Consider the following 26,769-nt stretch of genomic DNA (forward strand, 5'->3'; position numbering starts at 1 on the left):
GGGACCGTTCGTCGCGGGTAGGCGAACGGCGAGAAGCTGTCATCGAACACCCCTGCGTCGCCCTGGCTGGAGCACATGAACGAACAGGTCACCTCCCGACCGGCCGGTCGCCCCTCCCCGGACCGGCCCACGGAGGTTCTGCACAGCGCCGAGGTGTTCGACGGCGAGCCCGGCTGCATCGCGCAGGCCCGGGAGCTGGCCGACCGCTTTCTGGTCCGGCTGGCCGCCGAATGGCTCGCGGTGTTCGGCGAACACACCCGCGGCGATCTGATGCTGGCCGTGAGCGAGCTGGTCACCAATGCCGACCGCTACAGTCAGGGCCCGTATCTGCTGGAGCTGGAGGGCACCGCGGAACGCGTCAGCGTGACGGTGTACGACAGCAGTACGGCCCTGCCCCTGTTCTACTCGCCGGATCCCACACGTCCCGGCGGCCACGGCATGGAGATCGTCGTGGCCCTGTGCGACCGGCTGACCGCCGAGCGCGTACCGGTGGGCAAACGCATCCGGGCCGAGTTCGAGCTGAGCAGCTGAGCTGTGGGACGGGCGGGACGCCGGCCGCCCCACGACCACGGTCGATCCGCCGCCCAGGGTGTCGGACGCCGTGTCCCGAGCCGACGGCTCGCCGCCCGCCGGTACGCGGACGCTCACCGGAAGGCCGTTGCCGGGCGCGCTCGTTCCCGGATTCCCGTCGATCCGGGCCAGAGGTGCGGACGGATACGTTCCGGCCCGCCCCCGACGGGCCGGAACGCTGTCATGGATCAGGCGGTGGGACACCCCGCCACGACCGGATTCGACGCGTCGCGGACGAGCGCCTCCTGTGCCGCCCTGATGCGTTCGACATCGGGCTTGACGATCCGGCGGTCGTACGTGAGGAGTCCGTTCAGCTCTCCCTCGACATCCGAGATCTGGGTGTAGACGGCGCCGTTGCTGCCGTTGCAGGCGAGCCTTCGCACCTCCCCGAGCCGGGCCAGGTAGTCGTCGGTGTAGGTGGCCGGGTCGACCGCGATGTACGACTGCTGTACGGCCCAGGCGTGCCCCGGCACCGCCAGGCCGAGCCCGCCGTACTCCCCGCTGACCAGGGCGCGTCTCCCGTCGGGCCGCGGAAGCGCGGGACTCGGGTACCCGTGCGCGTCGGCGATGTCACCGTTGCCGCCGTCCACCGCGCCGCAGCAGTTGAGGCCGCTCATGTTGTTGACGAGCCGGGTCGGGTCCCAGGACTTGGCCTGCTCGGCGACGCGGGCCTGGTCGTACTGGCCCCAGCCCTCGTTGAAGGTGACCCACATGACGACGGACGGGTGGCTGGAGTGTTCGTCGATCATCTCCTTCATCTCGCGCTCGTACTCGGCTCGCGCGGCGGCGGACGGGTTGACGGTGTTCATCGCGGGCATGTCCTGCCAGACCAGCAGGCCCAGCCTGTCCGCCCAGTAGAACCAGCGGTCGGGCTCGACCTTGATGTGCTTGCGGACGGAGTTGAACCCCATCGCCTTGTGCATCCTCAGGTCGTACGCCAGCGCCTCGTCGGTGGGAGCGGTGTGCAGTCCGTCGGGCCAGAAGCCCTGGTCGAGGGTGGCCATCAGAAAGACCGGCTTGCCGTTGAGCACGGTGCGCGGGGTGCCGTTCACCTTCTCGACGGCAATGGACCGCATCCCGAAGTAGCTGCCGACCCGGTCCGAACCGACGGTGACCTCCAGCCGGTACAGATGCGGGTCGTTCGCGGACCAGAGGTGCGGGTCGGGCACACCGAGGTCGAGCGTCGTCCCGGTACGCCCGCCGACGCTCCCGACCTTGCGGTTCCCGTCGTAGGCCGTGGCCGTGACCGGCACCCCGTCCCGTACGCCGCGTACCTCGACGGCCACCTTCTCGCCCCGGACGTCAGGGGTGAGCCTCAACGAGTCCACGTGATCGGCCGCGACGGGCTCCATCCACACGGTCTGCCAGATCCCGGACGACGGCGTGTACCAGATGCCGCTCGGATCGAGGCGCTGCTTGCCCATCGGCGGGTTCTCACCGTTCGCGGAATCGGTCGGGTCGTGGACACCGACGATCAGCTCCTGGTTGCGTCCGGGCTTCAGCGCATCGGTGACGTCCGCACTGAACTTGTCGTAGCCGCCCTGGTGTTCGGTGACCTTCCTGCCGTTGACGTACACCTCGGACTGCCAGTCGACGGCTCCGAAGTTCAGCTGGAGACGCTTGCCGGATCCGATCTTCCAGTCCTTGGGAACGGTGAAGGTGCGGCGGTACCACATCCGGTCCTCGTGCCGCTCGACCCCTGACAGCTGCGACTCGACCGGATAGGGGACGAGGATCTTCTCGGCGAGTTCTCTGCCGACCGGTGGCCGCTCTCCCGCCCTCGCCGGGGCGAACTCCCAGGAGCCGTTGAGATTCTGCCAGTTCTCGCGGGTGAGTTGAGGTCGCGGGTACTCGGGCAGCGCGTTGTGCGCGCCCACCTCATCGGCCCACCTCGTACGCAGTTCGTGCCGGGAACGGTTGGGCCCGCTGGACCAGAAGGCGCCGACGGGCTTGCCGTCCTCCCCCGCCAGAGCCCCCGCACCGTCGTACCGGACATCGGCGAGCCCCTTGGCGTCACCGTTCTTGTTGCCGACGACCGGCTCCTTGAGCGCGACGGTGAGGCTGCGCGGGTCGGCCGGGTCCGCCTTGGCGGCGCCGAGCGGCCACGTGGCACCGCCGATCACGGCATCGAGATGGCCGGCCAGGCCGGCGGGCAGGGGCGCGAGCTTCTGCGCGAAGTCCAGCTTGAGGCTGCGGCCGTCGGCGAGCACCGTGGCGGCGATGGCTCCGTCGTACGCGAAGTCGTCGGGCAGCCGGAAGGCGGACTGCGGCACCGGTACCTTGCCGCCACCGGGTTCGGTCCACTTCAGATGAAGGTTGGACCCTCCCTGGTGCTCGAAGAACTCGACCCTGAGGTCGTAGGCCTTGCCCGCGGTCAACTCGACCGGCTGCGAGGTCTGTTCGACCTCCCAGTCGTCGACCCAGTGGTCGATGACCGGCTTCCCGTCGATCCAGAGCCGGAAGCCGTTGTCCCCGATCATCGAGAAGACATGCGCACCGGTCTTCTCCGGAACGATCTTTCCGGTCCAGCGGATGCTGACGTCGTCGCTCTGCCCGGTCGCCGCGACCAACCGTGGTTCGAGCGTGGGGAAGTCGATGTCGGGGTCGAATCCGGTGGCCTTGAGCTGCCCGAAGTCGAAGGCGCCGGGGGCGGTGTGCGTGTAGTACTCGCCCTTCAGCCCATGCACCTCACCGGTGCTCCCGGGGTCCGGAGCAGCCGAAGCGGCGGGCACCGCGGACAGGCCGGCCGCGCCGAGAACGGCGGCGAGAAGTAGAACCAGTTTCTTTCTGATGCGCACGGATCCTCCTTGTCGAGGAAGGGTGGCGGCTCGTTGCAGCAGGATGTACAACGTTGGAAGGAACGGTCGTTGGCATGACAGCACGACACCCGATCCACTGTCCAGGTGCATGACAAGTCAGGACCGGTCCGGGCCGTCCGCCGCGTCGTGGTGGCCGCTTCGTCAGCGGGGTTGCCGCCCCGGCGGTGGATGTCCGGGCCGTCCGTCGCCGGGTGCGCAGGCCGCGTCGCACTCGTCACCCCAAGAGGTGTCCCTGATCCCTGATACACCCGCCGCGCACCGAGCGGTCCCGTACGCCCGCGCCGTAGACTTGACAGGGAGCTTGAGCCCTGCCGGGCGTCCCGTTCAGGCGGGCCCCGCGAGATCGATCCGGCCAAGGGCGGCGGGATCGGAATCTCTCACGGCTCCAGCCGTCGCGGGCTCTCTCCAATGAGCGGAAGCCTCTGCCTCGCTTTGCGAGCGGTGGAATCCCCTCAGGAAGGACGTGGGCCAGATGAGCCACCTCGTGAGCCAGGTGCCCATCAGTGACATCACACTGGCGGCTTCGGCCGTGCGCTGGATATTCCCCGTCGGTATAGCAGTGGTCGTCGTCGCTGTTCTGCTCGGCCTCGTCCGGTGGGACGCGCGCCGTCGGTCCCAGGCACGAGAGCAGGGACCACAGGCCGAACATTCCTCCCGCAGCAGCGAGGACTTGAGGGCTGCGGATGATTTCGGGGAAGGTCTCAGCCCATATGAGATCAACCGGCCCTCTTCGCCGAGGAATGTGTCCAAGGATGACCATGGTGGGGCTTTCGGCACTGGAAGACGCGGCGCCTGACGGGGCTGCGGCATCGGTGACACTCGCCGAGATCACCGCGCGGTCGAGATCCACTTCCCCTACACGCCCCCGGTCGAGATGCCCGCGCAACCGATGAGCACGCCCCGGAATCCACCGGCCGGACAGTTCGTCCGCCGACGTCGATCCACGACGCGAGTCGCCGGCAGTTCCCACTCACGGGCGGCACATCGATCGCTTGGGGGTGGCGCCGTACGCCGACATGTCGGCCCGTGATCGCGAGTCCCCGACGCATCACCCCGCACGGCCTCGATCATTGGCAACTCGGGTTGACTATCTTCATTAGTCAACTACAGTTGCTTGCATGTCCGCTGCCAAGAATCCGCTTCCTCAAGAGCCGGCTGACGCCCTGGCGGCTGTCGTGGCGTTGCGGCGCCTTGCCGATCAGTTGGAGAACGCCGCTGTCGAGCAGGCCATGCGAGCGGGCTGGAGCTGGCCGCAGGTCTCCGAGGCACTCGGTGTCACCCGCCAAGCCGTCCACAAGAAGCACGCCAAGCGGCTCATCGCCGCCGGAGTCAGGCTGAGGAGGCGCGGCGATGAGCGCGTTTGACAAGTACCTGCACGCGGTCATCGTGCGGGCGACGCAGGAAGCCCACGAGGACGGGTCCGCGACGATCGACGCGCACCATCTCCTGTTGTCGATCGCCGCCGATCAGGGGTCTGCGGCACAGCAGGTCCTGGCCTCGGCCGGGCTCGATCACGCTGCTGTCCGCGAGGCGCTGGACCGAGAGTTCGAGCACAGCCTGAGCATGATCGGAGTGTCTCCGGCCGCCTATGACCTTCCCAGGCCGAGCCACGCTTCCCAGCAGCCCAGGATGGGCGCGTCCGCCAGACTCGCACTGGATCGGAGCTTCGCCTCCGCCCGCAAGAAGGACCTGCGCTCGACGCATCTGCTGCTCGGGGTCCTGCAGGCTCGCATCGGCACCGTGCCACGCGCTCTCGCCTTGGCCGGTATCGATCAGGTCGAACTGGCGGACCGCGTACGGCAGACGCTCAACAGCCAGGATCAGTGACCACCAAGAACAGCTGACACGGCCGATCCACCCCGCGGCCATGCCCTGACCGGGCTGATGAGCGAGCCCTGCGGGCTTGCGCGACGCATCGCACGCTGCGCCGGCCCCCAAGCCCCTGATGAGAGCCGGTGGGCCACCCCATCACGCTGTGAAGAGGGTCCGGGCGGCCATCCGCGGGCCGCACACGACAAGGAGAACCGTATGCACCGACACACCGCTCATACGGACAGCGACCGACCGGGCACCGAACCCATCGAGGCTGCGGGCGGCGTGTCCGAGTCCGCGCCGGCTCCAAGGGCCGAGAACCACGAGGCGATCCAGCGCTTACTCCGGCAAGCCGTGACTCGAGGCGGCCTTCCCGGCATTCTTGCTGAGGTCCGGGACGGCGACCGGCAGTGGTTCGGGACCGCGGGAGTGGCCGACACCCGAACCGGCCGCAAGCGCTCACTGCAGGACCGGTTCCGCATCGGCAGCATCAGCAAGACGTTCGTGGCCACCGTCGTGCTGCGGCTGGCGGCCGAAGGCAGGTTGAGCCTGGACGACACCGTGGAGCAGTGGCTGCCCGGCCTGGTCCACGGCCACCACCACGACGGCGCCAGGGTGAACATCAGGATGCTGCTCAACCACACCAGCGGGATCTTCAACTACACCGACGACCAGGAAGCACTCAACCGTCACGAGACACACACCCCCGAGTCGTCGGTACGGATCGCCGTATCCCATCCGCCCGCTTTCACACCGGGTTCGGGCTGGGCGTACTCCAACACCAACTACGTCCTCGCAGGCCTGATCATCGAACGGGCCACGGGGCGAACGCTGGCCGAGGAGATCACGGAGCGGATCTCCGGCCCACTCGGCCTGACCGGCACGTACCTGCCGCACGGCAGCGACCCGACGATCCACGGGCCACACTCCCGGCACTACACGAAGCTGTTCCGGACCGACCCGGGCGCGCCGGTCCACGACGCGACCGAGCTGGATTCGTCCATGTTCTGGGCAGCCGGCGGCATGATCTCCACCGCCGGGGACCTCAACCGGTTCTTCGGCGCCCTGCTGGGGGGCCGGATACTGCCACCGCGCGAGCACCACGACATGTTCACCACCGTGCCCACCCGCGACTGGATCTCCCATGCCGCCTACGGCCTCGGCGTTTCCTCGGTGAGACTGCCCTGCGGAAAAACGGTCTGGGGCATGGGGGGTGCGCTCTTCGGATCGTGGTCCTACAGCTACGGCGCTCGCGGTGGCGAACAGATGGTCACCACCAACGTCAACGGCGATTGGAGCGAGGGCGGTTGGGACGACCCCATCGGAATCTTCACCGATCTGCTCCAGGCGAGGTTCTGCCGCCGGAGCGGCACCTGAACCCCGGACTCACAACGTCGGCCGCGTGGTCCGCGCCACGTCCGTCCGCGGCCCGGCGGGGACGTGGCCCGGCGGGGACGTGGCCCGGCGGGGACGTGGCACGACCGCGGGGAGGAGGTCCGGCACCGCACCAGCAGGGCCTCCCGCTGAAGGACCACAGGGCCGAGTGGCGCAACTTCCACGTGCACCGGGAACGATTCACCGGGATCGGGGCATGTTGTTGAGGTCCCCAGAGGCACGTCTACACCCCACGCCTCATCCCCGCCGGAGCAAGGGGTGCATGCACCATGCGGATGTCCAGGCCGGTCGCGCCCACGGCGCCGACGAACCCGGGCCTCAAGCGGGAAATCGGGCTGATCGGTCTCATCTGGACCTCGGAGGGGTCCATCATCGGGTCCGGCTGGCTCTTCGGCGCGCTGTTCGCCGCACAGGCAGCCGGCACGGCGGCACTCGTCTCCTGGGGAATCGGGGCGCTCGCCATCATCGTGCTGGCCTTCGTCCACGCCGAGCTGGGAGCCATGTACCCGGTCGCGGGCGGTACGGCCCGCTTCCCGCACTACGCGTTCGGCAGCGCCGCCGGCGCGTCCTTCGGATGGTTCTCGTGGCTCCAAGCCGTCACCGTGGCACCGATCGAGGTCATGGCATCGCTGAACTATCTCAGCGTGCACGCCCCCTGGGTGCAGACCGGCAAGAATCATCTGACACCCGCGGGATACGGGCTCGCCGTCGCGTTCATGGCATTCTTCGTCGTCGTCAACTTCTTCGGCATCAAATGGCTCGCCCACACCAACAGCGTGGCGACGTGGTGGAAGGTGGCGGTCCCCGTCTTCACCATCGTCGTTCTGGCCGCCACCACTTTCCACGGCGCCAACTTCGGCTACCAGGGCTTCGCCCCCTTCGGCGCCAAGGGCGTGCTCTCCGCCATCAGCACCAGCGGCATCATCTTCGCGCTGCTCGGCTTCGAGCAGGCAGATCAGCTGGCGGGCGAGAGCCGCGATCCCGCCAGGGACATCCCGCGGGCCGTCATCGGTTCGATTCTCATCGGCGTCCTCATCTACGTGGCACTTCAGGTCGTCTTCATCGCCGCCCTGCCGCACAGCGCGTTCGTCCATGGCTGGGCCGACCTCACCTTCAGCGGAAAGGCGGGCCCGTTCGCCGGGCTCGCCACGTCCGTCGGACTCGGCTGGCTCGCCACGCTGCTGTACATCGACGCGGTCGTGTCACCGTCCGGCACGGGCCTCATCTACACCACGGCCACCTCACGGGTCTCCTACGGACTGTCCCGCAACGGCTACGTCCCGGTGGTCTTCGAGCGCACCACCAAGCGCGGCGTCCCGTGGTTCAGCCTGCTCTTCGCCTTCGTGATCGGGCTCATCGTGTTCCTGCCGTTCCCCACGTGGCAGAAGCTGGTCGGCTTCGTCACGTCCGCGAGCGTGCTGATGTACGCGGGGGCGCCACTGGCCTTCGGATGCCTGCGCAAGCAGGACCCGGACCGGCCTCGTCCGTACCGGCTGCGCGGGGGGATGTTCTGGGCGCCCGTGGCCTTCATCGTCTCGAATCTGATCATCTACTGGGCGGGCTGGGACACCCTGTGGCGGCTCGGTGTGGCCATCGTGCTCGGCTATCTTCTGCTGGGCGGCTCCGCCCTGCTCAAGCTCAACCCGAGGGTTCCGCACATGGACTGGCGGTCCGCGCAGTGGCTGCCGGTCTACCTCGTGGGCATGGGGCTGATCTCCTGGCAGGGCGGTTTCTGCAGCACGGGCCCGGCATCGTCCGCGTCCTGCGGTGCGACCGACGCGCTTCCGCTGTGGTGGGACATCGTCCTCGTCGCCGCCTTCAGTCTGGTGATCTACTTCTGGGCCCAGGCCGTCCGTCTCCCTCCGGAGGAGACCCAGGAGTACATCGGCTCCGTCGAGGTGGTACCCGGCGGGTGACCCGGACGCGCCGGTCCTCCGCCCACGGCGGCCTCGCGGCGCGTGGGCGTGTCAGGTGCTTTCGAAAACGCAGTCGCCGCACAGACCGCCCGCCGGGCATCGGTAGTACAGGCAGCAACTGCGGCGGCGGAACGCCGTGTCGTGCGGGCCGCCGGTGTTCCGCAGGTCCGGGTGGTCGAACAGTTCGGCGACCAGCGCACGGGCCCGGCCCGACACATCGGGGCGGCGATGCTCATGGGCCCAGGCGACCAGTTGACGCAGGGACCCTGCCAGCGCCGAACCCGCGTTGCCCCACAGCAGCCGGTCCGACAGGGGGCCGTCCCGGTGGATCGCTTCGGCGAGGGGAACGAGATGGCCGTACTGAACGGCTTCCCGGATGCGGTCGGCCGTGGCGGGCAGCGTGGCGGCGGAGCTCAGCCACAGGTCGTCGGGACAGGTGTGCCGCGGATCCCAGAGCAGGGCATCGGGAGAAAGGGCGGGGAAGCGTCCGGTCAGGGCCGCCGGGCCGAGCGCGACGGACCAGAGGCGGGCGGCCAGCCCCAGGTGTGCGACGGAGGCGGCGACCCTGCGCTCGGAGGTACCGAGCCGGTCGCCGACGGCGTCGATACGAGCCGTGAGCTGTGCGGACTCCCCCGCATACAGGAGGGCCAGCGGCCGGTGCGCCCCGTCGGGGGGCGCGGACGTCCGGAGAGCGAAGAATCCGGCCGGCGAGTCCGCCATGGGCTCGTCCATCACGCTGCTCCGTCCCGGCTCCCGGCCGCCACCTCGATGACATCGCGGGCGCTCGGAGTGCCGCCGCCCGGGCCCTCACCGTAACCCGTCGAAATGATCGCTCCGGGTCCCCGGGAGGGACGACTACCGTCGGGAGGAGGACACCGGGGCCGCTCCCGTACTACCAAGGCAGTACGCCGGATTGCCGCCTCAGGGACGACGACGCGGCCGCTGTGAAGAGACATTGTGGTGTACATGAGTTCCCTTGCGCTGTCCGTGCTTCTCTCACTGGTCTCCGCGGTCGCCTACGCGGCCGGGGCGATCGTCCAGGAGCGCGTGGCCACGGCTGGAGACGGCCGCTCGTTCGCACCCCTGCGCAACCCCGTCTGGTGGGCCGCCGTGGCGCTGAACGGCGTGGGGGCGGTGCTGCATGTCGTGGCGTTGGCCTACGGTCCGCTCAGCCTCGTCCAGCCCCTCGGTGCGCTGACCATCGTCTTCGCCCTGCCGATGGCGGCGCTCTTCGTACGCCGCAGGGCCGGAACCACCGCATGGCGTGGCGCGATCATGGCGGCCGTCGGTCTGGCGGGACTGCTCGCACTCACCGGGAACGCCGAGTCGCACAGCCTGAGCGGCCCGGATCAGCTGATGCTCGCCGGAGTCACACTCGGCGTGGTCGCGGCACTCGTCCTGATCGCCAAGGGGACGCACCGGCCGGTGGTGAGGAGCGTGGTCCTGGCAGGTGGCGCGGGCGTGGCCTTCGGCATCTCCTCGGTTTTCACGAAGACGGTGGCGGTGCAGTGGGCCTCCGGTGCTGCGGGGGCCGGGATGCCGGCGTTGCCGGCGATCGCCGTGTTCGCGTTTGCCGGGCTGCTGCTCTCCCAGGCCGCGTACCGGGGTGCCGGACTGACCGCGCCGCTGGCCACCGTGACCGTGGTGAACCCGGTGATAGCCGCGGCTGTCGGCATCACCCTGTTCGACGAGCGGTTCCGGCACGGTACGACGGGCACGATGCTCGCCCTCGCCTGCGGGGTGGTCGCAGCGGGTGGGCTGATCCTGCTGACGACGGAACGGCTGGGCGCGGAGCAGCGGGCCGGGAGTGCGTACCCGGTCGCCCCGGGCGAGCCGGCGGGCCTCGTCCCGGGCGACGTGACGTGCCCGGAGGACTCGGGCGCGGCCCCCGGCACCGAGGGCGCCGCGCAGCCGATCGGTGGTCCGCCTCAGCCTGCTCGGACGGTCCTGGCACGTCCCGGTCCCGCACCGTCGATGCCCGCCGGGGCCCTCGAAGCCGTCGAAGCCGTCGCCGAACGGTCCTCGGCGGCCCCGGCCCTGCAGCTGACGATGCCGCTGAAGCGTCGGCTCGGGCAGGTGGAGTTCACGACCGGCCGCTCCTCGCGTTCCCGCTCCGCGCGGCAGGACGGTACGTCGGCGGGATCCGCCGCGCAGGCTGATCCGGACGGGCCCCGGAGCTCCGTTCAGACGCTGACGCCGCCCGCTCTCAGGTAGGCCAGCGGGTCGACGTCCGAGCCGTAGCCGGGACCGGTACGGATTTCGAAGTGCAGGTGCGGACCGGTGACGTTCCCGGTGGAGCCCGAGCGCGCGATCCGCTGTCCGGCGGAGACGTGCCGCCCCTCACGGACGTGGAGCGCGGACAGATGCGCGTACTGGCTGTATTTGCCGTCGCCGTGCCGGATCACGATCTGGTACCCGTACGCCCCCGCCCAGCCTGCCGAGACGACCGTGCCGGAACCCACCGCCTTCACCGAGGTACCGGTCGGGACGGGGAAGTCCACACCGGTGTGATAGCCGCTGGCCCAGGAACCGGACTGTTGGTACGGGGTGCCGATCCCCGCCGCGACCGGCGCGACGAGGCCGGAGTGCTTCTCCGCCCGCGCCGGTTCATGGGCCTCGGCCCTCTTCGGCTTCGCGGTCTCGTGGTGCGGCCTCGCCGGTCGGTGCTGCGGCTTCGCGGTCTCGTGCCGGGGCGTGGTCGCTCGCTGCTTCGGTGAGGCCGTCCGGTGCTGCGGCTTCCCCTTCCCCTGCGGTGCGGTCGCCTTCTGTGTCTTCGCCGTCTGCGACTTCGCCTTCGGCTTCGCCGCCGGGGCCGAACCCGCTCGGGAACCCTTCTTCGGTGCCCGGGACGCGTCCAGGCTCAGGCGCTGTCCTGGAAGGATGAGATCCGGGTCGTCGCCGACGACCTCCCGGTTCCTCGCGTACAGATGCTGCCAGCCGCCCCGGACGTGCTCGGTCTCCGCGATGGCGGAGAGCGAATCGCCACGGGCCACGGTGTACATCTCACGCTTGCCGGGCACGGTGGTCGGCGTGGCGGACGCGGAGGTCCGCTTCGTCTCCGGCTTTCCGGCGGTGGCCTTGCCGGGCACCGCGGCATGACCGGTCCGCTCCGACTGCGGGCTGATGCCGGGGGCGTCCCCGCCGCTGGTCAGCCCCGCCCGGGTCGAGCAGCCCGGCCAGGCACCCGGCCCCTGCCCTTCGAGCACCTTCTCGGCGACCGCTATCTGCTGCCCCTTGGTGGCCAGATCGGCACGCGGCGCGTAGACCGTGCCTCCGTAGGCCGCCCACGTCGACCGGGTGAACTGCAGACCGCCGAAGTAGCCGTTGCCGCTGTTGATGTGCCAGTTGCCGGTGGACTCGCAGGCGGCGACCTTCTCCCAGACGTCCGTCGAGGCGGCGCCTGCCGAGGCGGCCGCGATGAGTGGGAGCGCGATGCCCGCACCTCCGGCGGTGACCGTGAGCGAGGCACGGTTGAGCCGACCGGGCTGGTATCTGCGGTGCCGTCCGTTCGCGGCCATGACTTGGCTCCCCCACTGGCATTAGGACACGTCGCAAGCGCCCAACTTATGGGCAGACAAAGCTCGGTGACAAGGGAGCGAGGACGTTCGGCCCGTCACGGACGGCTCGTCCGGGGGCGCGACCGGTGGGACGGGAACTCCCGCCTCGCCGGTCGCGCCCCCGCACTCCTCGGCTTCCGCGTACGGCTCCGGAGCCGGTGCGAAGTCGCGGCGAACCCAGGGGCGCTCGTCCCGCGCAGCCGTACGCCGACCGAGCCCGACGCCGGGTCGACTCGGGTCCTTCGCCCGTCAGTCGAGGACGGCGAGGCGGAGCCGTCGCAGGCGCACGGGATCGGCGATCACGTCGTACGCGGCGATCCTGTCGTTCTCGACGGTGAAGGTGAGCGCGAACAACAGCCGTCCGCGCGGGGCCACGACGACACCCACCGCACCGTCGACCAGGGCGAGTTCCGCGAGCCGGGACCTCTGCGCCAGTGCGGCGGTGCCCTCCGCCACGGCCCGCGCGCCGCGGACCACGGTCACTCCGCCCGGCGGCAGGGCGGCGGGATCGGCGCGTCGCACCACGTCGGGGTCCAGCACGGCGAGGATCGCGCCGAGATCACCGGCCCGCGCGGCGGCGAGGAACGCCGAGACGACCTGCCGGTTCCGGGCGAGCTCGGACGCCGGGACCACCGGCCTGCCCCGCACCTTGTGGCGCGCGCGGCTGGCGAGCTTCTTCGTGGCGACCGGTGTGCGCTCCACGATCGGGGCGATCTCGTCGAACGGCACGGCGTACATGTCGTGGAGCACGAACGCGACCCGTTCGGCGGGGCCCAGCGCGTCCAGCACGACAAGCAGGGCTCGGCTCACCGAGTCGGTCAGCAATGCCTCGCCCTCCGGATCTTCCCCGGGGTTCGCCCGCGCGGGGTTCGCGACGTGGTCGAGCGTCTCCTGCGCGGTCAGGTACTCCCGCCGCGAGCTGCGGGAACGCAGCATGTCGAGGCAGATGCGGGTCACCACGGTCCGGAGCCAGCCGCCGAGGTTGTCCACTTCGCCGGCGTCGATCCGGCACAGCCGCAGCCATGCCTCCTGCACGGCGTCATCGGCCTCGTCCAACGATCCGAGCATCCGGTGGGCGACCGCGCGCAGTCTGCCGCGCTGCGTCTCGAAACGTTCCGCCAGCCCGTCGCGCTCGTCCACCGGTCACCTTTCTCCGTCCAGCCCCGTCAGCTCTCATGACGAACGCAACGTAGCCGAAGTGACAGGAGAAGTGATGACGTCCTTGCTGCACCTGGATTCCAGTGCCAATCGTTCCGGCGAGTCCCTCAGCAGACAGCTGACCTCGCTGTTCGCGGACACCTGGCGGTCCGTGCACGGCACGGCCGGCTACCGTTACCGGGATCTGGCCGCCGACCCGGTGCCGCCGCTGGGCACCGCCTACTGCTCGCTCGGGCGACGCGTGGAGCGACACGGCCTCGTCCCGCCGCCCGAAGTCGACGCTCTGGCCGAGAGCCCGGCCGAGAAACGGGAGTGGGCACTGACCCGCCCGCTCGTCTCCGAACTGCTTGCGGCCGACACCCTGCTGGTCGGTGCCCCGATGTACAACTACTCGGTGGCCGCCTCACTGAAGGCGTGGATCGACCGGGTGGGCTTTCCCGGGGCTCTCACCGACCCGGACACCGGGGAGAGCCTGTTGCGGGCCACGCGGGTGGTGGTGATCACCACGCAGGGCGGTTCCTACGGTCCGGGCACCCCACGCGAGTCATGGGACTTCCAAACGCCCTACCTGCGGACGTACTTCGGCGGGCAGGGGGTGGCGGACGAGAATCTGAGCTTCGTCGGCGTGGAGATGACCATGGCCGGACTCGTCCCGCACCTGGCCCGTTTCCGGCCGCTGGCGGAGAGTTCGCTGGTCGCGGCGCGGGCCGAGGTGACCGCGCTGGCCACGGCCGCGCCCCGGTCGGCGATCGACGCGGACGTCGGGACCATGCCGATGGCCGCGACCCGACTCGGGGCTCCGGGCTGATCCGGTCCGGTCGGCCCGCGCCGGCGCACCCTCGCCCGCGGCCGCGCCGCTCGAAGGCCGGAGCGTGCAGGAGCCCGCAGCCCCGGCACGTCCATACGGCCCATCCCTGGCAGGCCGTTCCCCCGCCCCGTATCCATACTGGAGAACCCGGCATTCCCGACACAGATTGCAGAGCGGACAGATGAGCGGCACTGCGCAGATCGGCGTCACGGGCCTCGCGGTCATGGGGCGCAATCTCGCCCGAAACTTCGCACGCAACGGCTTCACGGTCGCCGTGCACAACCGGACGACCGCGAAGACGGACGCTCTGGTCGAGGAGTTCGGCGATGAGGGCTCCTTCGTGCCCGCGCGTACCCCGGAGGAGTTCGTCGCGGCTCTGGAACGCCCGCGCCGGCTCGTCATCATGGTCAAGGCGGGCGATCCTACGGACGCCGTGATCCAGGAGTTCGTCCCGCTCCTGGAAGAGGGCGACGTCATCATCGACGGTGGCAACGCGCACTTCGAGGACACCCGCCGCCGCGAGAAGCAGTTGCGCGAGCGCGGCATCCATTTCGTGGGCGTCGGCATCTCGGGCGGCGAGGAGGGCGCGCTGAACGGGCCGAGCATCATGCCGGGCGGCTCGGCCGAGTCGTACGCATCGCTGGGACCGCTGCTGGAGAAGATCGCCGCCAAGGCGAAGGACGGCACCCCGTGCACCACCCACATCGGTCCCGACGGGGCCGGGCACTTCGTGAAGATGGTCCACAACGGCATCGAGTACGCGGACATGCAGCTGATCGCGGAGGCGTACGACCTGCTGCGCGCCGTCGCCGGGTACTCCCCCGCGAAGATCGCCGAGACCTTCCGCGGCTGGAACACCGGCCGCCTCGACTCGTATCTGATCGAGATCACGGCGGAGGTCCTGGCCCACACCGACGCGGCCACCGGGAAGCCCTTCGTCGACATCGTGCAGGACCGGGCGGAGCAGAAGGGCACGGGCCGCTGGACGGTGCAGATCGCGCTGGATCTGGGAGTGCCCGTCTCCGGTATCGCGGAGGCCGTCTTCGCCCGCTCACTGTCCGGCCACGCGGATCTGCGCGAGGCGGCGAAAGGTCTGGCGGGCCCGTCGGCCACGCCGCTCGGGGAGGCCGAGGCCGCCGCCTTCGCCGACCGGGTGGAGCAGGCGCTGTACGCGTCCAAGATCGTCTCGTACACGCAGGGGTTCCACCAGATCCGGGCGGGCAGCGAAGAGTACGGCTGGAACATCGATCTCGGCGCGGTGGCGGCGATCTGGCGGGCCGGGTGCATCATCCGGGCAGCGTTCCTGGACCGGATCCGCGCGGCCTACGACGCCCGCCCCGACCTGCTCAGCCTGCTCTCCGACCAGCAGTTCGCTGCGGAGATCGGTGCGGCACAGGACGACTGGCGGACCGTGGTCGCCGAGGCCGTGCGGCAAGGGGTGCCGACACCCGGTTTCGCGGCCGCGCTCGCGTACTACGACGGACTGCGCGCGGACCGGCTGCCCGCGGCGCTCACCCAGGGACAGCGCGACTTCTTCGGCGCGCACACGTATCGGCGCACCGACCGCGAGGGCTCCTTCCACACGCTCTGGGGCGGCGACCGGTCCGAGGTCGGGGCGGGCTGAGGCGCGGGGCTCCGGGTCCGCCCCGGTGGGCGAGGGCCTTCCCGGTTCCCTGCCCCGTGCGCCGGCCTGGACGGGAACTGTCCGAGCGACACGGGAGAGCGCCGCGACGTCACATCTCCCTCCCGTCGCGGACGCCGGAATCGCGGGTCGTCGGGCTTCTCGGTGTCCGGGCGCGGGACCCGGGCCCCCAGGACATCCGACCGGGCGGTCGCCCGGTCGGATGTCCCGGGATGCGACGCCGCCGCACGTGTGCGTAAGTGGCAACGGGGCCTGTTGTCGCCCCCGCCCCGCGAGCTGTTGTCGTTCCGTACCGCTGACGCCCCATGGAGCCCCCGTATGCCCGACGCCACGCCGGAGCCGGTCACGGCGCAGCCCGTCGTCACGCCGCTGACCAGTGCGGCCCTGATCCTGGTCGCCACGATCGAGCCCGGTGGCGAGGCCGTCGTGCGCGAGGTGCTGCCGGATCTTCCGGCGATCGCGCGCTCCATCGGATTCCGGTTCCCGGCCACCGAGCTGGTCTCCGTGACCGGTTTCGGTTCCCACGCCTGGGACCGGTTGTTCGCGGGCCCCCGGCCCGCGGGGCTCCACCCGTTCCAGGAACTGCGCGGTACCCGCCACCATGCTCCGGCGACCCCGGGGGACCTGTTGTTCCACATCCGGGCCGAGCGGATGGACGTGTGCTACGAGTGGGCGTCCCAGCTCCTCGACCGGCTCGGCGGATCGGTGAAGGTCGTCGACGAGACGCAGGGGTTCCGCTACTTCGACCACCGGGATCTGCTCGGCTTCGTGGACGGCACCGAGAACCCCGTCGGGGCGGACGCGCGGTCGGCGGCCCTGATCGGCCCGGAGGATCCGCGGTTCGCGGGCGGCAGTTACGTCATCGTGCAGAAGTACCTGCACGATCTCGCGTCCTGGAACGCGCTGAGCACCGAGGCGCAGGAACGGGTCATCGGCCGCACGAAGTTCACCGACATCGAGCTCTCCGACGACGTCAAGCCCGCCGACTCGCACGTCGCCCTCAACACCATCACCGATCCCGACGGCACGGAACGCGAGATCCTGCGGGCCAACATGCCGTTCGGCAGCTTCGAACAGGGTGAGTTCGGCACCTACTTCATCGGCTACGCCGCCGACCCGGGCGTGACCGAGCAGATGCTCCGCAACATGTTCCTCGGCAGTCCGCCCGGAACGTACGACCGCATCCTCGACTTCTCGACGGCGGTCACCGGCACGCTCTTCTATGTCCCCGGCGCCGACTTCTTCGACGCCCCGCCGCCGTCGCCCGCGGCGACCGCCACCGAGACCCTGCCGGAGCCCGCGTCCGCGCCGGCGGCACGGCCCCCGGTCCCGGTCCGTTCGGACGACGGTTCGCTGCGCATCGGCAGCCTGCAAGGAAGCGCCCAGTGATGAACAACCTCCACCGCGAGCTCGCACCTGTCACGGAAGCCGCCTGGGACCAGATCGAAGAAGAGGCCCGGCGCACCTTCAGCCGCCATCTGGCAGGCCGCCGTGTCGTCGACGTCACCGGTCCGGACGGCCCCGAGCTGGCGGCCGTCGGCGACGGTCATCTGCGGGACATCGACCCTCCCACGCCGGATGTGCTCGCCAGGGCCCGCACCTCGATGCCCGTCATCGACTGGCGGGTGCCGTTCACCGTGACCCGGTCGGCCGTGGACGACGTCGAGCGCGGGTCCGACGACAGTGACTGGCAGCCCGTCAAGGACGCGGCCCGTACCTGCGCGTTCGCCGAGGACATGGCGATCATCGACGGGTACGCGTCGGCGGGCATCACCGGACTCCGGGACGGCTCCTCGCACGCACCGCTGCCGTTGCCGGCCGACGCCCGCGACTACCCGGCCGCCGTCAGCCAGGCGTTGACCCAGCTGCGGCTGGCCGGTGTCGACGGGCCGTACCGGTTGCTGCTCGGTGCGGACGCCTTCACCGAGGCGACCGAGACCTCCGACCACGGGTACCCGGTGGCCACACATCTGACCCGGCTGCTCGACGACCAGATCCTGTGGGCCCCCGCCGTCACGGGCGGTGTGCTGCTGTCCACCCGTGGCGGCGACTTCGAGCTGTGCCTGGGCCAGGACCTGTCGATCGGCTACCTGGACCACGACGCGACCAGCATCCGGCTCTACTTCCATCAGGCCTTCACCTTCCGGATGCTGACGCCCGAGGCCGTCGTCCCGATCATCGCCTGAGGACCTGCTACCGGTGCCCGGTCGCCGCGACACGCCAGGTGAGGGTCTCCGTTGCCAGGGCACGGACCGCGGGGTCGCGGATGGCTTCGGTGCGGTCGACCGCCTCGGCGGTCACGTTGTGGCCGCGGCCGTCCGCGCGGACACCGAGCGAGGCCGGGGTGACGAAGGTACGGCCCCGGGCGAAGACTCGTTCGACGCCGTCGACGTACCAGCGCAGATCGGTCCTGGCGAGTCCGTCGGCGCCGCCGGGCCGGTGTGCGTGGGGCTTGGTACCGGCAGCCTGGAGGCTCGCGAGCGTCACCGTGATACCGCGGCCCCGGCCTACGGTCGTCTCCCTGTCGACGGTGCTGCTCAGCGCGTTGCCCGCGCGGTAGAACCCCGCGATCATCGCCTCACGTCCGGGCAGGTTGAATTCGGTGTTGCTCAGCTCGCGCATGATCGATGAGGCGGTCGGGCGATGGATGCCGAACGGGTAGTAGGCGCTGCCCTCGTACGTACCGACCGTGCCACCGGCCGGGTCGTTCCGCCCCAGCCAGCGGTACCACTTGGCGCGCTTCTCGGTGAGCTGTGCCGGAGTGTATGTGGTGGAGTTGATTCCACCCGGCTCGCCTCCGGTCCAGGTGCCGTACGCGTCGTACGTGTACTCGTCGTCGAGCAGACCCACCGAGTGCCCAATCTCATGAGCGGCGATCAGGCTCGACGAGGCGTGGTCGGAGGAGAGCGTGGAGACCCCGCCGAAGGGGTACCCCTCGGCCTGCAGTCCGGAGTATCCCGCGCCTCCGTACTTGGTGGAGTTGGCGATCACCACCACGAGGTCGGCCGCCGGGGCCTTCGCGGCGTACGCGGCCACCTTGTCGATGTCGGTGCAGATCAGCCGCTCGGTGTCCGCACACCAGAAGTAGCTGCCGAGTGCGGTGTCCCGGGTGGTGTCCGCTCCGGGATCGCCACTGATACCGGATTCACGCGAAACGGCGTCGACGGTCCAGACGTTGAACAGCCCCTGGTAACTCCTGTACGGCTCCAGGGCGGTGATGTCCGCCCATTTGGCGGTGGCGTCCGCGTGGAAGTCGTCCTGCTGGTCCGCCGTGTAGCCGTCCCCGATGATCACGACGTCCAATCGGTCGCCGGTGGGGCCGGTCACGGCCTGTCGGCCCACCGTGCCGTCGACGGCGGCTCCGGCAGCGCTCAGCGGGGCGGCGGGACCCCTGCCCCGCTGAGCGGAGGTGGTCGCGGGGACCTCCACGGTCCTGCCCGGACCGCCGGGGTCGGGGAAGTACTCGGCCTGGACGCGTCGGCCGCCGTCGCCGTCCGCGGCGGTGACCGACGCGGAGGCGGGCGCGGCGGCCGCCCCCAGGAGGCCGACGAGAACGAATCCCGCCACCGTTCCCGTTGCTCGGCGCGCTCGGGAGCGTATGTGCATGGACAACCCCTCCGGTTCTCTGGGCACTTCGGGCCCTCCGTCGTCACATAACCCATGAGTTAAATCGACTTAAGTCGAGGCTTAACATAGAAGCGCGCGGCGCTCCCAACAAGACCGGGGTGCCTGTCGGTTGAGCCACCCAACCGGGCATTTACGATGCATGGGCCACATTTCGAGGCCGGGCGAGGCGGAAGGACGGGCGCCGTGAACGAGAAGCGCACAGCGGGACGAGGAGCCGGCACGTCCCCGGGAGACGGACCGCACGACGCCCACACCCCGAACTCCCCGCACGGACGGGGCAGCGACGCCGAAGCCATCGGGCGGCGCGTACAACGACTGCGTACCGAACGTGGATTGACTCAACGCCAGCTCGCCGAGCCCGCGTACACGGCGGCCTACGTCTCCACTCTGGAGGCGGGCCGGGTACGCCCGTCGGATGCGGCCGTGCGCCATCTCGCGGAGCGGCTCGGCGTGACGTACGAGGAGCTGGCGACGGGGCGCCCCGCCCATCTCGCGACCGATCTGCGACTGAGACTCGTGGAGGCCCAGCGGACGCTGGCCACCGGCGCCGCCGAGGACGCCGCCGTCGGCTACTCCCGGCTGCTCGCCGAGGCCGAGGATCTCGGCCTCGGCGAGGAACGCGCCACGGCGCTCCTCGGGCTCGGCCAGTGCGCGCTGGAGACGGGTGATCTGCCCGTGGCCCGTGAGCACTTCGAGGCCGCGGAGCGGATCCTCCGGGACGCACCGCTCCCCCGGCGCGCCCCGGCCGTCCGCGGCAGAGCGGTCGCCCATCTCCTGGCGGGCGAACTCCGTTACGCCTGCTACCTGCTGGAGAGCGCCATCGACGAGTTGAGCTCCTCCGGGCTGCAGGACCCCGGCGCGCTCCTGCTGTTGTACACGGCCTCGATCGCCCCGTACATGGACATGGGCGCCCACGCCCGCGCCGCACAGGCGGGTGAGCTGGCGCTGGCTCTCGCACCGCAGGTGTCCGATCCCGAGCTGGTCGCCGGACTGCACCGGAGCGTCGCCCGCACGCTGATCGCGGCGGGCCGCACCACGGAGGCGGACGCCTCCCTCGCGAAGGCCGCCGAGATCTACCAGCAGCTCCAGATCCGCACGGAGATGGCGCACTGCCACTGGATGCGTGGTTACGTGCGCGCACAGGACGGCGACCTGTCCGGCGCCGAGGCCGAACTGCGTGCCGCCCGCGACATGCTGGCGTCGAAGCGGGCCGCGCTGTACACGGCACAGGTGGAGGTGGAGCTGGCGGACGTACTGCGCCGAAGCGGCAGGACGGCCGAGGCCAGGGAACTGCTGCACCGGCTCCTGGGCGAACTCCACCCCGAACGCGGGTCGGTCCACGCCGGTGGCGCACACCGGCTGCTCGGCCTCGTCCACGAGGACGAGGGGGATCTCGAAGCCGCCGAGGAACACTACGTCACGGCACTGGCCCTGCTGGAACGGGCGGGCGCGGCGGGCGATCTCGCGGACATCTGCCGGCTGCTGGGGGATCTGTTGCGCCGCCTCGGCCGTACCGAGGCGGCGATGGACGCGTACCGGACCGGACTCGGGCACCGCGCCTCCCCCGGCAGCACCACGCTGGGACCGGCGCCGGTGCGCCCGCCCACGGCCCGGGTTCCGTCCGACGGGTCCGGACCGTCGGCCCGCCACACCCCCGCACCTGGAACGCCCCGACGGACCGGTTGAACGGACGGCACCCGCCGCGCCGGAGGCAAGGGCCCGTATCCGGCCGGACGGCCGGTTCCGGCCGGGGGGACCAGCCCACGATCCCGACGGCGGTACGGGACAGCGGACCGCCGCGCACGGCCCGGTCGCGGACCCGCGCGGCCTCTGATGCGACGCACCTGCCGCCTCCTGGAGGACGTCGTGCGGAAGTCGGGCCGCGGACCGGAAGGGCATGATCGCCGAGGTCCGTCGACGGTGCGGCCGGGACCGTGGAGACGGCACGGGGCCCGGTGATTCCCGGAGGGCTTCAGGAGAATTTAATAGCCATGTACATAGTATCCATGTACTTTAATTCTCATGAGCAGCACATCTGAGGGACCGACCCCCGGCTTCCTGGTCTGGCGCCTGTCCATGAAGTGGCGGGTGGCCGTCGACCGGGCGATCGGGCCGCTCGGCCTGACACACGCGCAGTACTCCCTGCTGGGATCCCTGCTCGCGATGCAGCGGTCGGGGCTGCGGCCCAGTCAGCGCCGACTGGCGGACCACGCCGGCCTCGAACCGCTCTACGTGTCCAAGCTCGCCCGCGCCCTGGAGGCCGCGGGGCTCATCGAGCGCACGACCGACCCCGGCGACACCAGGGCCGTCCAGCTCTCGCTGACCGACGCGGGGCGCACGGTCACGCTCCGCGCGGTCGATGTCGTGCGCGATCTCCTCGATCAGCAACTGGCCCCGCTGGGTGGTCTGGACGGTGCGGACACCGAGGCGTTCATCCGCACCGTGACAGCTCTTCTCGACGTTCCGATTCCCTCAGTCCCAAGCCCGTCCACCGACGAGACCCAGGAGTAGTCATGTCTGCCACACCGACCCTCAACGGCCAGGTCATCGGCCAGGCCCATTACGCCACCCGGGCCCTGCTCGACCGACTGCTGGCCGCCACGGGAACCACGTTCCACCAGTCGGTGGCACTGAACGCCACCGCGGACCGCGGCGCGGCGACGGAGCCTGCCTGGCTCGTCGACCGCATGACCGGCACACTGAAGATCGACGCGGAAGCCGCGGAATCGGTGCTGGCCGAACTGGCCGCCGCAGGGCTGGTGGCAGAGCTCCCTGGCGACACTCCGCACCTCGCGCTCACGGCAGCAGGTCGTGCCCTGCAGGAGGCGAACCGGGCCGGAATCGCCGAGATCACGGCCCGGCTGTACGGGGATCTGCCGGCCGAGGACCTGGCAGCGGCCGGCCGCGTGCTCACCGAGGTCACGGCGCGGGCGAACGCGGCGATGGCCGGGGTCTGAGACAAGCCGCCCGAGCGCCCCGGCCCCGTCGGGCACTCCCCGGCACGGTCATGCGGCCGGCTGGGGTGACGGCTGCGGTTCCGGTGTGGGCGGCTGCGGAATGGGATCCGGCGAGGGGCCGGGCGGAACGGGTCCGGGCGGCGGTGGCGGCGGCTCCGGAAGCGGTGACGGCGGCCCGGGCATCGGTCCGGGGGTGGGAGCCGGGGGGACGGGGTCGGGATACGGATCGGACATCGGGGGCCTCCGAGCGGTTCGGGGTGGATCTCCTTCCACCGTCTCCCGGAGCGGCTGCCCGCGCCCGGTGAGTCCATGCGTACGGGTTCGGGATGCTCCGCCCGGGTTTCTCCGCACCCCGTCCGGCGCCTCAGCGCGCCGCCGCGACGGCGGCGGTCAGGCCCGACCGGGGGCTGGAGAGCACCGGGATCCGGGTGACCGTCCGGGAAACCGCGTCGGCCATGGATGCCTGGGCCAGCACGATCACATCGGCCTCCGTCACCGCGTCGGCCGCGGCCGCGATCAGGTCCAGATAGCCGTCCCGGTCACCGGCCTCGAAGCACGCCCAGGCCCCGTCGACCACAACGGCACGGACGTCGACCGACCGCTCCCCCGCCTCCTCCGCCAGCAGTGCGACCGTCGGTGCCAGAGTGCCGGTGATCGCGGCGAGAACCACCACGCGCCCCCGCCGCGCGGCAGCGGCCGCCATCGGACGGTCGACACGCAGCACGGGGACACCGACGGCCGCCGAGACCGACTCGGCGGCCGCACCGATGGTCGAACACGTGCAGAGCACGGCGGAGGCCCCCTCCGCGACAACGCCCGCGAGCAGCGCCCGGATCTCGTCCGACACCGATTCGGGACCCGACTCCCCGGCCCGGAGCAGCAGATCCTCGTCCACGAGATGGCGCAGGGCGAGTCCGGGATGGTCCGCGTCCCGAAGGGCGTCGAAGACGGGGACGTGGACGGGCGAGGTGTGCAGCAGTGCGAGTGTCACCGCCCGAACGCTACAGCCTTCGCCCGCCGCCGATCAGTACAGCTCGGGTCGGGACGCGAGCTGCTTCTTCGCCTGCTCCACCAGTTCCTCCGGCGCCGCGGGAGCCTTGTCGGGGTGCCGCTCCGCCCACTTCGCGGCGTACGAACAGAGCGGGACGACGGGCACGCCCTCACGTCCCGCCATGGCGTAGAACTCCTCGACGAGAGCACCCGCGATGCCCTTGCCCTCGTGGCCGGGTTCGACGACGGTGTGCACGGCGACCAGTGCGGCCGGCTCGCCGTCCATCACGAAGTACGCGACGACTCCGACGGCCTTGCCGTTCTCGTGGGCGAGCAGATGTCCGCTCGCGCGGTCGTCGCGGACGTCGAGTTCGATCCGGCCGGTCCGTTCTGCCATGGCGGGTGCTCCCTCAGCGGTCGAGCCGGGTCAGCGCGCCGGGACGACGGCGCGCGGGCTCCGTTCGGTGGCGGTGCCGGGCACGGGTTCGGAGGCGTCGGCGCCGACCCCGACCATACGGTTGCCGGCGTCGACATGCACGACGCGCGGGGTCAACCGACGGGCCTCGGCGTCCTCGACCTGGGCGTAACTGATCAGGATGACCAGGTCACCGGGGTGGACGAGGTGGGCGGCGGCGCCGTTGACACCGATGACACCGGAGCCGCGTTCGCCCTCGATGACATACGTCTCCAGGCGGGCACCGTTGTCGATGTCGACGATGTGCACCAGTTCACCGGGCAGCAGATCCGCGGCCTCCATCAACTCGGCATCGACGGTCACGGAACCGACGTAGTGCAGGTCGGCCTGGGTGACGGTGGCACGGTGGATCTTGGACTTGAACATGGTGCGAAGCACGAAGAAACTCCCGATCTGTCTGCTCCCTGCCTGCTTTTGCAGGTCAAGGGCGGTCTTCGGAGGCTACATCGTTTCGCATGCGTGGTCAGCTGCCGCCGGGTGTTCGAGGACTCACACTGATCCGTTGCTGACTTCTCTGACGCCTCACCAGTCTTCCGGCCTTGTTCGACAGCGAGGTGGATCTCGCTGGTCAGCCCGCCTCGGGAGCGTCCGAGGCCGTGGTCTGCCGACTCGACGGCGTTGCCGCCGGGCAACTCCTTTTGCAGGTCCCCTTTTTCGACGCCCCGGCGGCGTGCCGGTGGGCCCGGCCGACGGTGGAGTCGACGTTCACGTCCCAGGTGATCAGGTGCCCTTCGCGTCCGCCTCGGCCTGGAGCCGGGTGACGAGCCCGGCCCAGGTGCCATCCCGCTGCCGGCGGCGGAACAGGTCGTGGACCCGGTCCCACGGGCTGTGGCGTTCCGGCACGTCCCGCCAGGGCGACCAGGAGACGGAGTACGGCCACCCCGCCGAAAGTATGAGGGGGCGCCGTCGTCCGCGCGGGGGACCGGCCATCGGACGGATGTCCCCTGCGCGGCCACGGGCGAGGGTGGAGTCATGGACGACGAGACACCGCCGGCCTTCCCGGCCGCCGCCTCCCTGACCCGCACCCGCACCCGTGCCCCCGGGCGCCCGCGTTCCCGCCGGATCCCCGGCAGCGCCGGGGCGCTGGGGTCGGCTCTTCTCACGGTCGCGGCCGGGGTGCTCCCGGCCCAGCCGGCCTACGCCACGTCACCCCGGCCGGTGATCCGTGTGGATAGCGACCGGGACGGTCTGCTCACTCCGGCCGACGACGCCGGAAAGGGCGCGTGGACCCAGGACCGCGGTGCGCTGATGCTGCCCAACGTGGATGACGACCAACGACGCTGCCCCGCCGCAGGCCCCGGCGGCGAACGCCTGCCCGACGAGCGGCTGGCGGGCTGCGGCGACGCCGCGGACACCGTCATCAACGGCGCCGCCGACCTCGCCGACCTCGCGCCGGCGTACCTCACCGCCGCACGAGTCACCGTCGGCACCACGGCCACCGTCGCCGCCGACCCGGCCTCCCGGGCGTACGTCCGGATCTTCGCCCGGCGCCACGGCCGCATGGTCCTGCTCAGCCCCGAGGACCGACTGACCGCCGACGAACTGCGCCACGGCATACGACTCGGCGTGGAAGCCACGGACTTCATCCGCGACCCGCGGACGTGGGCAGGCTTCACCGACCTCGTTCTCCGGGTGAACGGCGGTGGCACCACGACCGAGGACCGGGTCCGGCTCCGGGTCGCGCCGCTGGTGTTCCAGCACGACCTGATGCCGATACGGCAGCTGATGACGGCCGACCACACCACCGCGCCCGCCGAGGTCGAGCGCGGCAAGCCGTACGATCCCGCCGCGCAGCCCCGACCCGTACAGCCGGGGGAAGCCGCCTTCCGCCGCGATCTGCGCCGCGGACTCGACCGGGCCGGGCTGCCCGCACCGCTGTACAACTACCCCACCGGCGGGGACGTCTGGATGCAGGACCTCTTCAAGACCGCCTACGCGTCCATCCCCGCGCCGGGCGGCCGGGAACACCGGATCACCGTCCTCGTGCGGTCCGCGGACGTGATGCCCGGCACGGCCACACCCGCCTTCCCGCTCAGGGACGCCTCGCGGAGCGCGTTCTCGCTGCTCCGAGGCCCCGGTACGGGCGTGATCCAGCAGTACGACGCCACGCGCGTCGGCGGTGACGACAGCCAGTACTACGGTTCGTTCAGCTCCACAGGAAACTTCGGCATCCTCCCGCCGTACACCTGGCGGGGCCGACGCCACCCGGTGGGCCGGGTGGTCTACGGCGGGACGGGCGGCAAGGAGTCCCCGGACACGACCTTCACCCGGATGCTGGCGGCGCAGGGATACCAGCAGCCGATAGCCGTGGACACCAGCTGGCTGGGGGTCGGCCATGTGGACGAGTTCCTGTCCTTCGTCCCGGCCCGGAACGACCAGGGCTGGGTGGCCGTCGTCGCCGATCCCGAACTGGGACGGAAACTCCTGGAAGATCTCGTGGAAAAGGGCCGGGGCGGCGAACCGCTCGTCCGCGGAATCGCGCCGCAGGACACCGCGAAGCCCGGCCTCACCGTCGCGGGCGCCCTGCGCGACCCCTCGCTGACCCGCGGCACCGAGATCGCCCGGAAGGGCATCGAATCCGCCCTGCGCACCTTGAACGGAGAAATGGGCCTGATCTCTCGTCATGTCGTCCGTGTACCCGCCCTGTTCGAGGAACTCGACCTGCCCGCCGGATATCCGCGCCGGGACCTCGTCGCCAACTACCTGCCCGGCGCGGCCAACGGAGTGAGCACCGGCACCGGGGTCTACCTCGCGCCACGTCAGCACTCCCCGCTGGCTGACGGTCGCGACACCTTCGAACGAGCGGCGGAGAAGGCCCTGAGCGGTACGGGAACCCGGATCTCCTGGGTGGAGGACTGGGACTACTCGCACCACCGGGGCACGGTCGGCGGAGAGGTGCACTGCGCGACCAACGCACTGCGCGACCCGTCCGGCACCCGGCCGTGGTGGACCGAGCGGAAGTGAGCCCGACGCCGGGCCCTCGGGGCGTCGAACTGCCCTGTCTCATAAGGTCGGTGCTCATGAGCGACCGGTACCTGCCTCT

23 protein-coding genes are annotated in these 26,769 nt (G+C 70.8%); 14 read left to right on the forward strand and 9 right to left on the reverse strand.

Features of this window, described 5'->3' with window-relative positions; translation table 11 throughout:
- Positions 1 to 75: 75 nt before the first annotated feature.
- Entirely contained in the window at positions 76 to 531 is a 456-nt protein-coding gene (locus tag ACIRP2_RS32210; RefSeq protein WP_404256509.1) for an ATP-binding protein, read from the forward strand.
- A gap of 227 nt (positions 532 to 758) precedes the next feature.
- Here the strand turns inward: ACIRP2_RS32210 and ACIRP2_RS32215 are convergent, their stop codons facing one another.
- On the reverse strand, positions 759 to 3,368 hold the full coding sequence (locus ACIRP2_RS32215; protein ID WP_404256511.1) for a PA14 domain-containing protein: 2,610 nt from the start codon (positions 3,366 to 3,368) through the stop codon (positions 759 to 761).
- A gap of 1,139 nt (positions 3,369 to 4,507) precedes the next feature.
- Here ACIRP2_RS32215 and ACIRP2_RS32220 point away from each other — a divergent pair.
- From ACIRP2_RS32220 to ACIRP2_RS32235, 4 genes are all read left to right on the forward strand, one after another.
- Positions 4,508 to 4,753, forward strand: a complete 246-nt coding sequence (locus ACIRP2_RS32220; RefSeq protein WP_404256513.1) for a hypothetical protein — start codon at positions 4,508 to 4,510, stop codon at positions 4,751 to 4,753.
- Complete coding sequence (locus ACIRP2_RS32225; protein ID WP_404256515.1) at positions 4,740 to 5,216, forward strand: Clp protease N-terminal domain-containing protein; 477 nt, start codon at positions 4,740 to 4,742, stop codon at positions 5,214 to 5,216. Before ACIRP2_RS32220 ends, ACIRP2_RS32225 begins: the two co-directional genes overlap by 14 nt.
- A gap of 201 nt (positions 5,217 to 5,417) precedes the next feature.
- Entirely contained in the window at positions 5,418 to 6,578 is a 1,161-nt protein-coding gene (locus ACIRP2_RS32230) for a serine hydrolase domain-containing protein (protein WP_404256517.1), read from the forward strand.
- Between the two features lie 287 nt (positions 6,579 to 6,865).
- Complete coding sequence (locus ACIRP2_RS32235; RefSeq protein WP_404256519.1) at positions 6,866 to 8,512, forward strand: APC family permease; 1,647 nt, start codon at positions 6,866 to 6,868, stop codon at positions 8,510 to 8,512.
- 51 nt (positions 8,513 to 8,563) lie between these two features.
- Here the strand turns inward: ACIRP2_RS32235 and ACIRP2_RS32240 are convergent, their stop codons facing one another.
- Entirely contained in the window at positions 8,564 to 9,244 is a 681-nt protein-coding gene (locus ACIRP2_RS32240) for a (2Fe-2S)-binding protein (RefSeq protein WP_404256521.1), read from the reverse strand.
- 234 nt (positions 9,245 to 9,478) lie between these two features.
- Between ACIRP2_RS32240 and ACIRP2_RS32245 the strand changes: the two genes are divergently transcribed.
- Positions 9,479 to 10,726, forward strand: a complete 1,248-nt coding sequence (locus tag ACIRP2_RS32245; RefSeq protein WP_404256523.1) for a DMT family transporter — start codon at positions 9,479 to 9,481, stop codon at positions 10,724 to 10,726.
- On the opposite strand, the gene ACIRP2_RS32250 is transcribed toward ACIRP2_RS32245, so the two are convergent.
- Entirely contained in the window at positions 10,696 to 12,030 is a 1,335-nt protein-coding gene (locus ACIRP2_RS32250) for a peptidoglycan DD-metalloendopeptidase family protein (protein ID WP_404256525.1), read from the reverse strand. The genes ACIRP2_RS32245 and ACIRP2_RS32250 overlap by 31 nt on opposite strands.
- Positions 12,031 to 12,318: 288 nt before the next feature.
- A complete protein-coding gene (locus tag ACIRP2_RS32255; protein ID WP_404256527.1) occupies positions 12,319 to 13,209 on the reverse strand; it encodes a sigma-70 family RNA polymerase sigma factor in 891 nt (296 codons plus the stop codon).
- A gap of 73 nt (positions 13,210 to 13,282) precedes the next feature.
- On the opposite strand from ACIRP2_RS32255, the gene ACIRP2_RS32260 reads away from it, so the two are divergent.
- The 4 genes from ACIRP2_RS32260 to ACIRP2_RS32275 all read left to right on the forward strand — a co-directional run bounded on the left by ACIRP2_RS32260 (position 13,283) and on the right by ACIRP2_RS32275 (position 17,863).
- Positions 13,283 to 14,035 (forward strand): FMN-dependent NADH-azoreductase, encoded by a 753-nt coding sequence (locus ACIRP2_RS32260; RefSeq protein ID WP_404256529.1) that lies wholly within the window; start codon positions 13,283 to 13,285, stop codon positions 14,033 to 14,035.
- Positions 14,036 to 14,216: 181 nt separating this feature from the next.
- A complete protein-coding gene (gene gndA, locus ACIRP2_RS32265; RefSeq protein ID WP_404256531.1) occupies positions 14,217 to 15,659 on the forward strand; it encodes an NADP-dependent phosphogluconate dehydrogenase in 1,443 nt (480 codons plus the stop codon).
- A 336-nt stretch (positions 15,660 to 15,995) separates the two neighbouring features.
- Entirely contained in the window at positions 15,996 to 17,066 is a 1,071-nt protein-coding gene (locus ACIRP2_RS32270) for a Dyp-type peroxidase (RefSeq protein WP_404256533.1), read from the forward strand.
- Positions 17,066 to 17,863 (forward strand): family 1 encapsulin nanocompartment shell protein, encoded by a 798-nt coding sequence (locus tag ACIRP2_RS32275; RefSeq protein WP_404256535.1) that lies wholly within the window; start codon positions 17,066 to 17,068, stop codon positions 17,861 to 17,863. Before ACIRP2_RS32270 ends, ACIRP2_RS32275 begins: the two co-directional genes overlap by 1 nt.
- Before the next feature lie 7 nt (positions 17,864 to 17,870).
- Here ACIRP2_RS32275 and ACIRP2_RS32280 read toward each other — a convergent pair whose 3' ends face one another.
- Positions 17,871 to 19,283: a M64 family metallopeptidase gene (locus ACIRP2_RS32280; RefSeq protein WP_404256537.1), complete on the reverse strand. Its 1,413-nt coding sequence runs from the start codon at positions 19,281 to 19,283 to the stop codon at positions 17,871 to 17,873.
- Between the two features lie 315 nt (positions 19,284 to 19,598).
- Here ACIRP2_RS32280 and ACIRP2_RS32285 point away from each other — a divergent pair, with 315 nt between their 5' ends.
- From ACIRP2_RS32285 to ACIRP2_RS32295, 3 genes are all read left to right on the forward strand, one after another.
- Positions 19,599 to 20,990: a tetratricopeptide repeat protein gene (locus tag ACIRP2_RS32285; RefSeq protein ID WP_404256794.1), complete on the forward strand. Its 1,392-nt coding sequence runs from the start codon at positions 19,599 to 19,601 to the stop codon at positions 20,988 to 20,990.
- A 336-nt stretch (positions 20,991 to 21,326) separates the two neighbouring features.
- The gene (locus ACIRP2_RS32290) at positions 21,327 to 21,815 is read left to right on the forward strand and encodes a MarR family winged helix-turn-helix transcriptional regulator (protein WP_404256539.1); all 489 of its coding nucleotides are present in this window, start codon (positions 21,327 to 21,329) and stop codon (positions 21,813 to 21,815) included.
- Positions 21,816 to 21,817: 2 nt separating this feature from the next.
- Positions 21,818 to 22,261, forward strand: coding sequence for a hypothetical protein (locus ACIRP2_RS32295; protein WP_404256541.1), 444 nt, complete (start codon positions 21,818 to 21,820; stop codon positions 22,259 to 22,261).
- A 364-nt stretch (positions 22,262 to 22,625) separates the two neighbouring features.
- Here the strand turns inward: ACIRP2_RS32295 and ACIRP2_RS32300 are convergent, their stop codons facing one another.
- The 4 genes from ACIRP2_RS32300 to ACIRP2_RS32315 form a co-directional block, all read right to left on the reverse strand.
- The gene (locus ACIRP2_RS32300; RefSeq protein ID WP_404256543.1) at positions 22,626 to 23,252 is read right to left on the reverse strand and encodes an aspartate/glutamate racemase family protein; all 627 of its coding nucleotides are present in this window, start codon (positions 23,250 to 23,252) and stop codon (positions 22,626 to 22,628) included.
- A gap of 33 nt (positions 23,253 to 23,285) precedes the next feature.
- Positions 23,286 to 23,648 carry a GNAT family N-acetyltransferase gene (locus ACIRP2_RS32305; protein WP_404256545.1) on the reverse strand — a complete coding sequence of 121 codons (363 nt, stop codon included), beginning with the start codon at positions 23,646 to 23,648 and terminating at the stop codon, positions 23,286 to 23,288.
- Positions 23,649 to 23,678: 30 nt separating this feature from the next.
- Positions 23,679 to 24,104 (reverse strand): aspartate 1-decarboxylase, encoded by a 426-nt coding sequence (gene panD / locus ACIRP2_RS32310; protein WP_376279597.1) that lies wholly within the window; start codon positions 24,102 to 24,104, stop codon positions 23,679 to 23,681.
- 342 nt (positions 24,105 to 24,446) lie between these two features.
- The gene (locus ACIRP2_RS32315) at positions 24,447 to 24,569 is read right to left on the reverse strand and encodes a hypothetical protein (RefSeq protein ID WP_404256547.1); all 123 of its coding nucleotides are present in this window, start codon (positions 24,567 to 24,569) and stop codon (positions 24,447 to 24,449) included.
- 129 nt (positions 24,570 to 24,698) lie between these two features.
- Here ACIRP2_RS32315 and ACIRP2_RS32320 point away from each other — a divergent pair, with 129 nt between their 5' ends.
- Positions 24,699 to 26,690: a protein-arginine deiminase family protein gene (locus tag ACIRP2_RS32320; RefSeq protein WP_404256549.1), complete on the forward strand. Its 1,992-nt coding sequence runs from the start codon at positions 24,699 to 24,701 to the stop codon at positions 26,688 to 26,690.
- Positions 26,691 to 26,769: the final 79 nt, after the last annotated feature.

The sequence above is a fragment of the Streptomyces sp. NPDC101194 genome, assembly GCF_044767885.1.
Taxonomy (GTDB): Bacteria; Actinomycetota; Actinomycetes; order Streptomycetales; family Streptomycetaceae; genus Streptomyces.

What these genes read in the sequence shown, in the direction of transcription:
- ACIRP2_RS32210 (WP_404256509.1), top strand. Translation starts at nt 76, where the DNA reads ATGAACGAACAGGTCACCTCCCGACCGGCCGGTCGCCCCTCCCCGGAC.
- ACIRP2_RS32220 (WP_404256513.1), top strand. Translation starts at nt 4,508, where the DNA reads ATGTCCGCTGCCAAGAATCCGCTTCCTCAAGAGCCGGCTGACGCCCTG.
- ACIRP2_RS32225 (WP_404256515.1), top strand. Translation starts at nt 4,740, where the DNA reads ATGAGCGCGTTTGACAAGTACCTGCACGCGGTCATCGTGCGGGCGACG.
- ACIRP2_RS32230 (WP_404256517.1), top strand. Translation starts at nt 5,418, where the DNA reads ATGCACCGACACACCGCTCATACGGACAGCGACCGACCGGGCACCGAA.
- ACIRP2_RS32235 (WP_404256519.1), top strand. Translation starts at nt 6,866, where the DNA reads ATGCGGATGTCCAGGCCGGTCGCGCCCACGGCGCCGACGAACCCGGGC.
- ACIRP2_RS32240 (WP_404256521.1), bottom strand. Translation starts at nt 9,244, where the DNA reads ATGGACGAGCCCATGGCGGACTCGCCGGCCGGATTCTTCGCTCTCCGG.
- ACIRP2_RS32245 (WP_404256523.1), top strand. Translation starts at nt 9,479, where the DNA reads ATGAGTTCCCTTGCGCTGTCCGTGCTTCTCTCACTGGTCTCCGCGGTC.
- ACIRP2_RS32250 (WP_404256525.1), bottom strand. Translation starts at nt 12,030, where the DNA reads ATGGCCGCGAACGGACGGCACCGCAGATACCAGCCCGGTCGGCTCAAC.
- ACIRP2_RS32260 (WP_404256529.1), top strand. Translation starts at nt 13,283, where the DNA reads ATGACGTCCTTGCTGCACCTGGATTCCAGTGCCAATCGTTCCGGCGAG.
- gndA (WP_404256531.1), top strand. Translation starts at nt 14,217, where the DNA reads ATGAGCGGCACTGCGCAGATCGGCGTCACGGGCCTCGCGGTCATGGGG.
- ACIRP2_RS32270 (WP_404256533.1), top strand. Translation starts at nt 15,996, where the DNA reads ATGCCCGACGCCACGCCGGAGCCGGTCACGGCGCAGCCCGTCGTCACG.
- ACIRP2_RS32275 (WP_404256535.1), top strand. Translation starts at nt 17,066, where the DNA reads ATGAACAACCTCCACCGCGAGCTCGCACCTGTCACGGAAGCCGCCTGG.
- ACIRP2_RS32280 (WP_404256537.1), bottom strand. Translation starts at nt 19,283, where the DNA reads ATGCACATACGCTCCCGAGCGCGCCGAGCAACGGGAACGGTGGCGGGA.
- ACIRP2_RS32290 (WP_404256539.1), top strand. Translation starts at nt 21,327, where the DNA reads ATGAGCAGCACATCTGAGGGACCGACCCCCGGCTTCCTGGTCTGGCGC.
- ACIRP2_RS32295 (WP_404256541.1), top strand. Translation starts at nt 21,818, where the DNA reads ATGTCTGCCACACCGACCCTCAACGGCCAGGTCATCGGCCAGGCCCAT.
- ACIRP2_RS32305 (WP_404256545.1), bottom strand. Translation starts at nt 23,648, where the DNA reads ATGGCAGAACGGACCGGCCGGATCGAACTCGACGTCCGCGACGACCGC.
- ACIRP2_RS32320 (WP_404256549.1), top strand. Translation starts at nt 24,699, where the DNA reads ATGGACGACGAGACACCGCCGGCCTTCCCGGCCGCCGCCTCCCTGACC.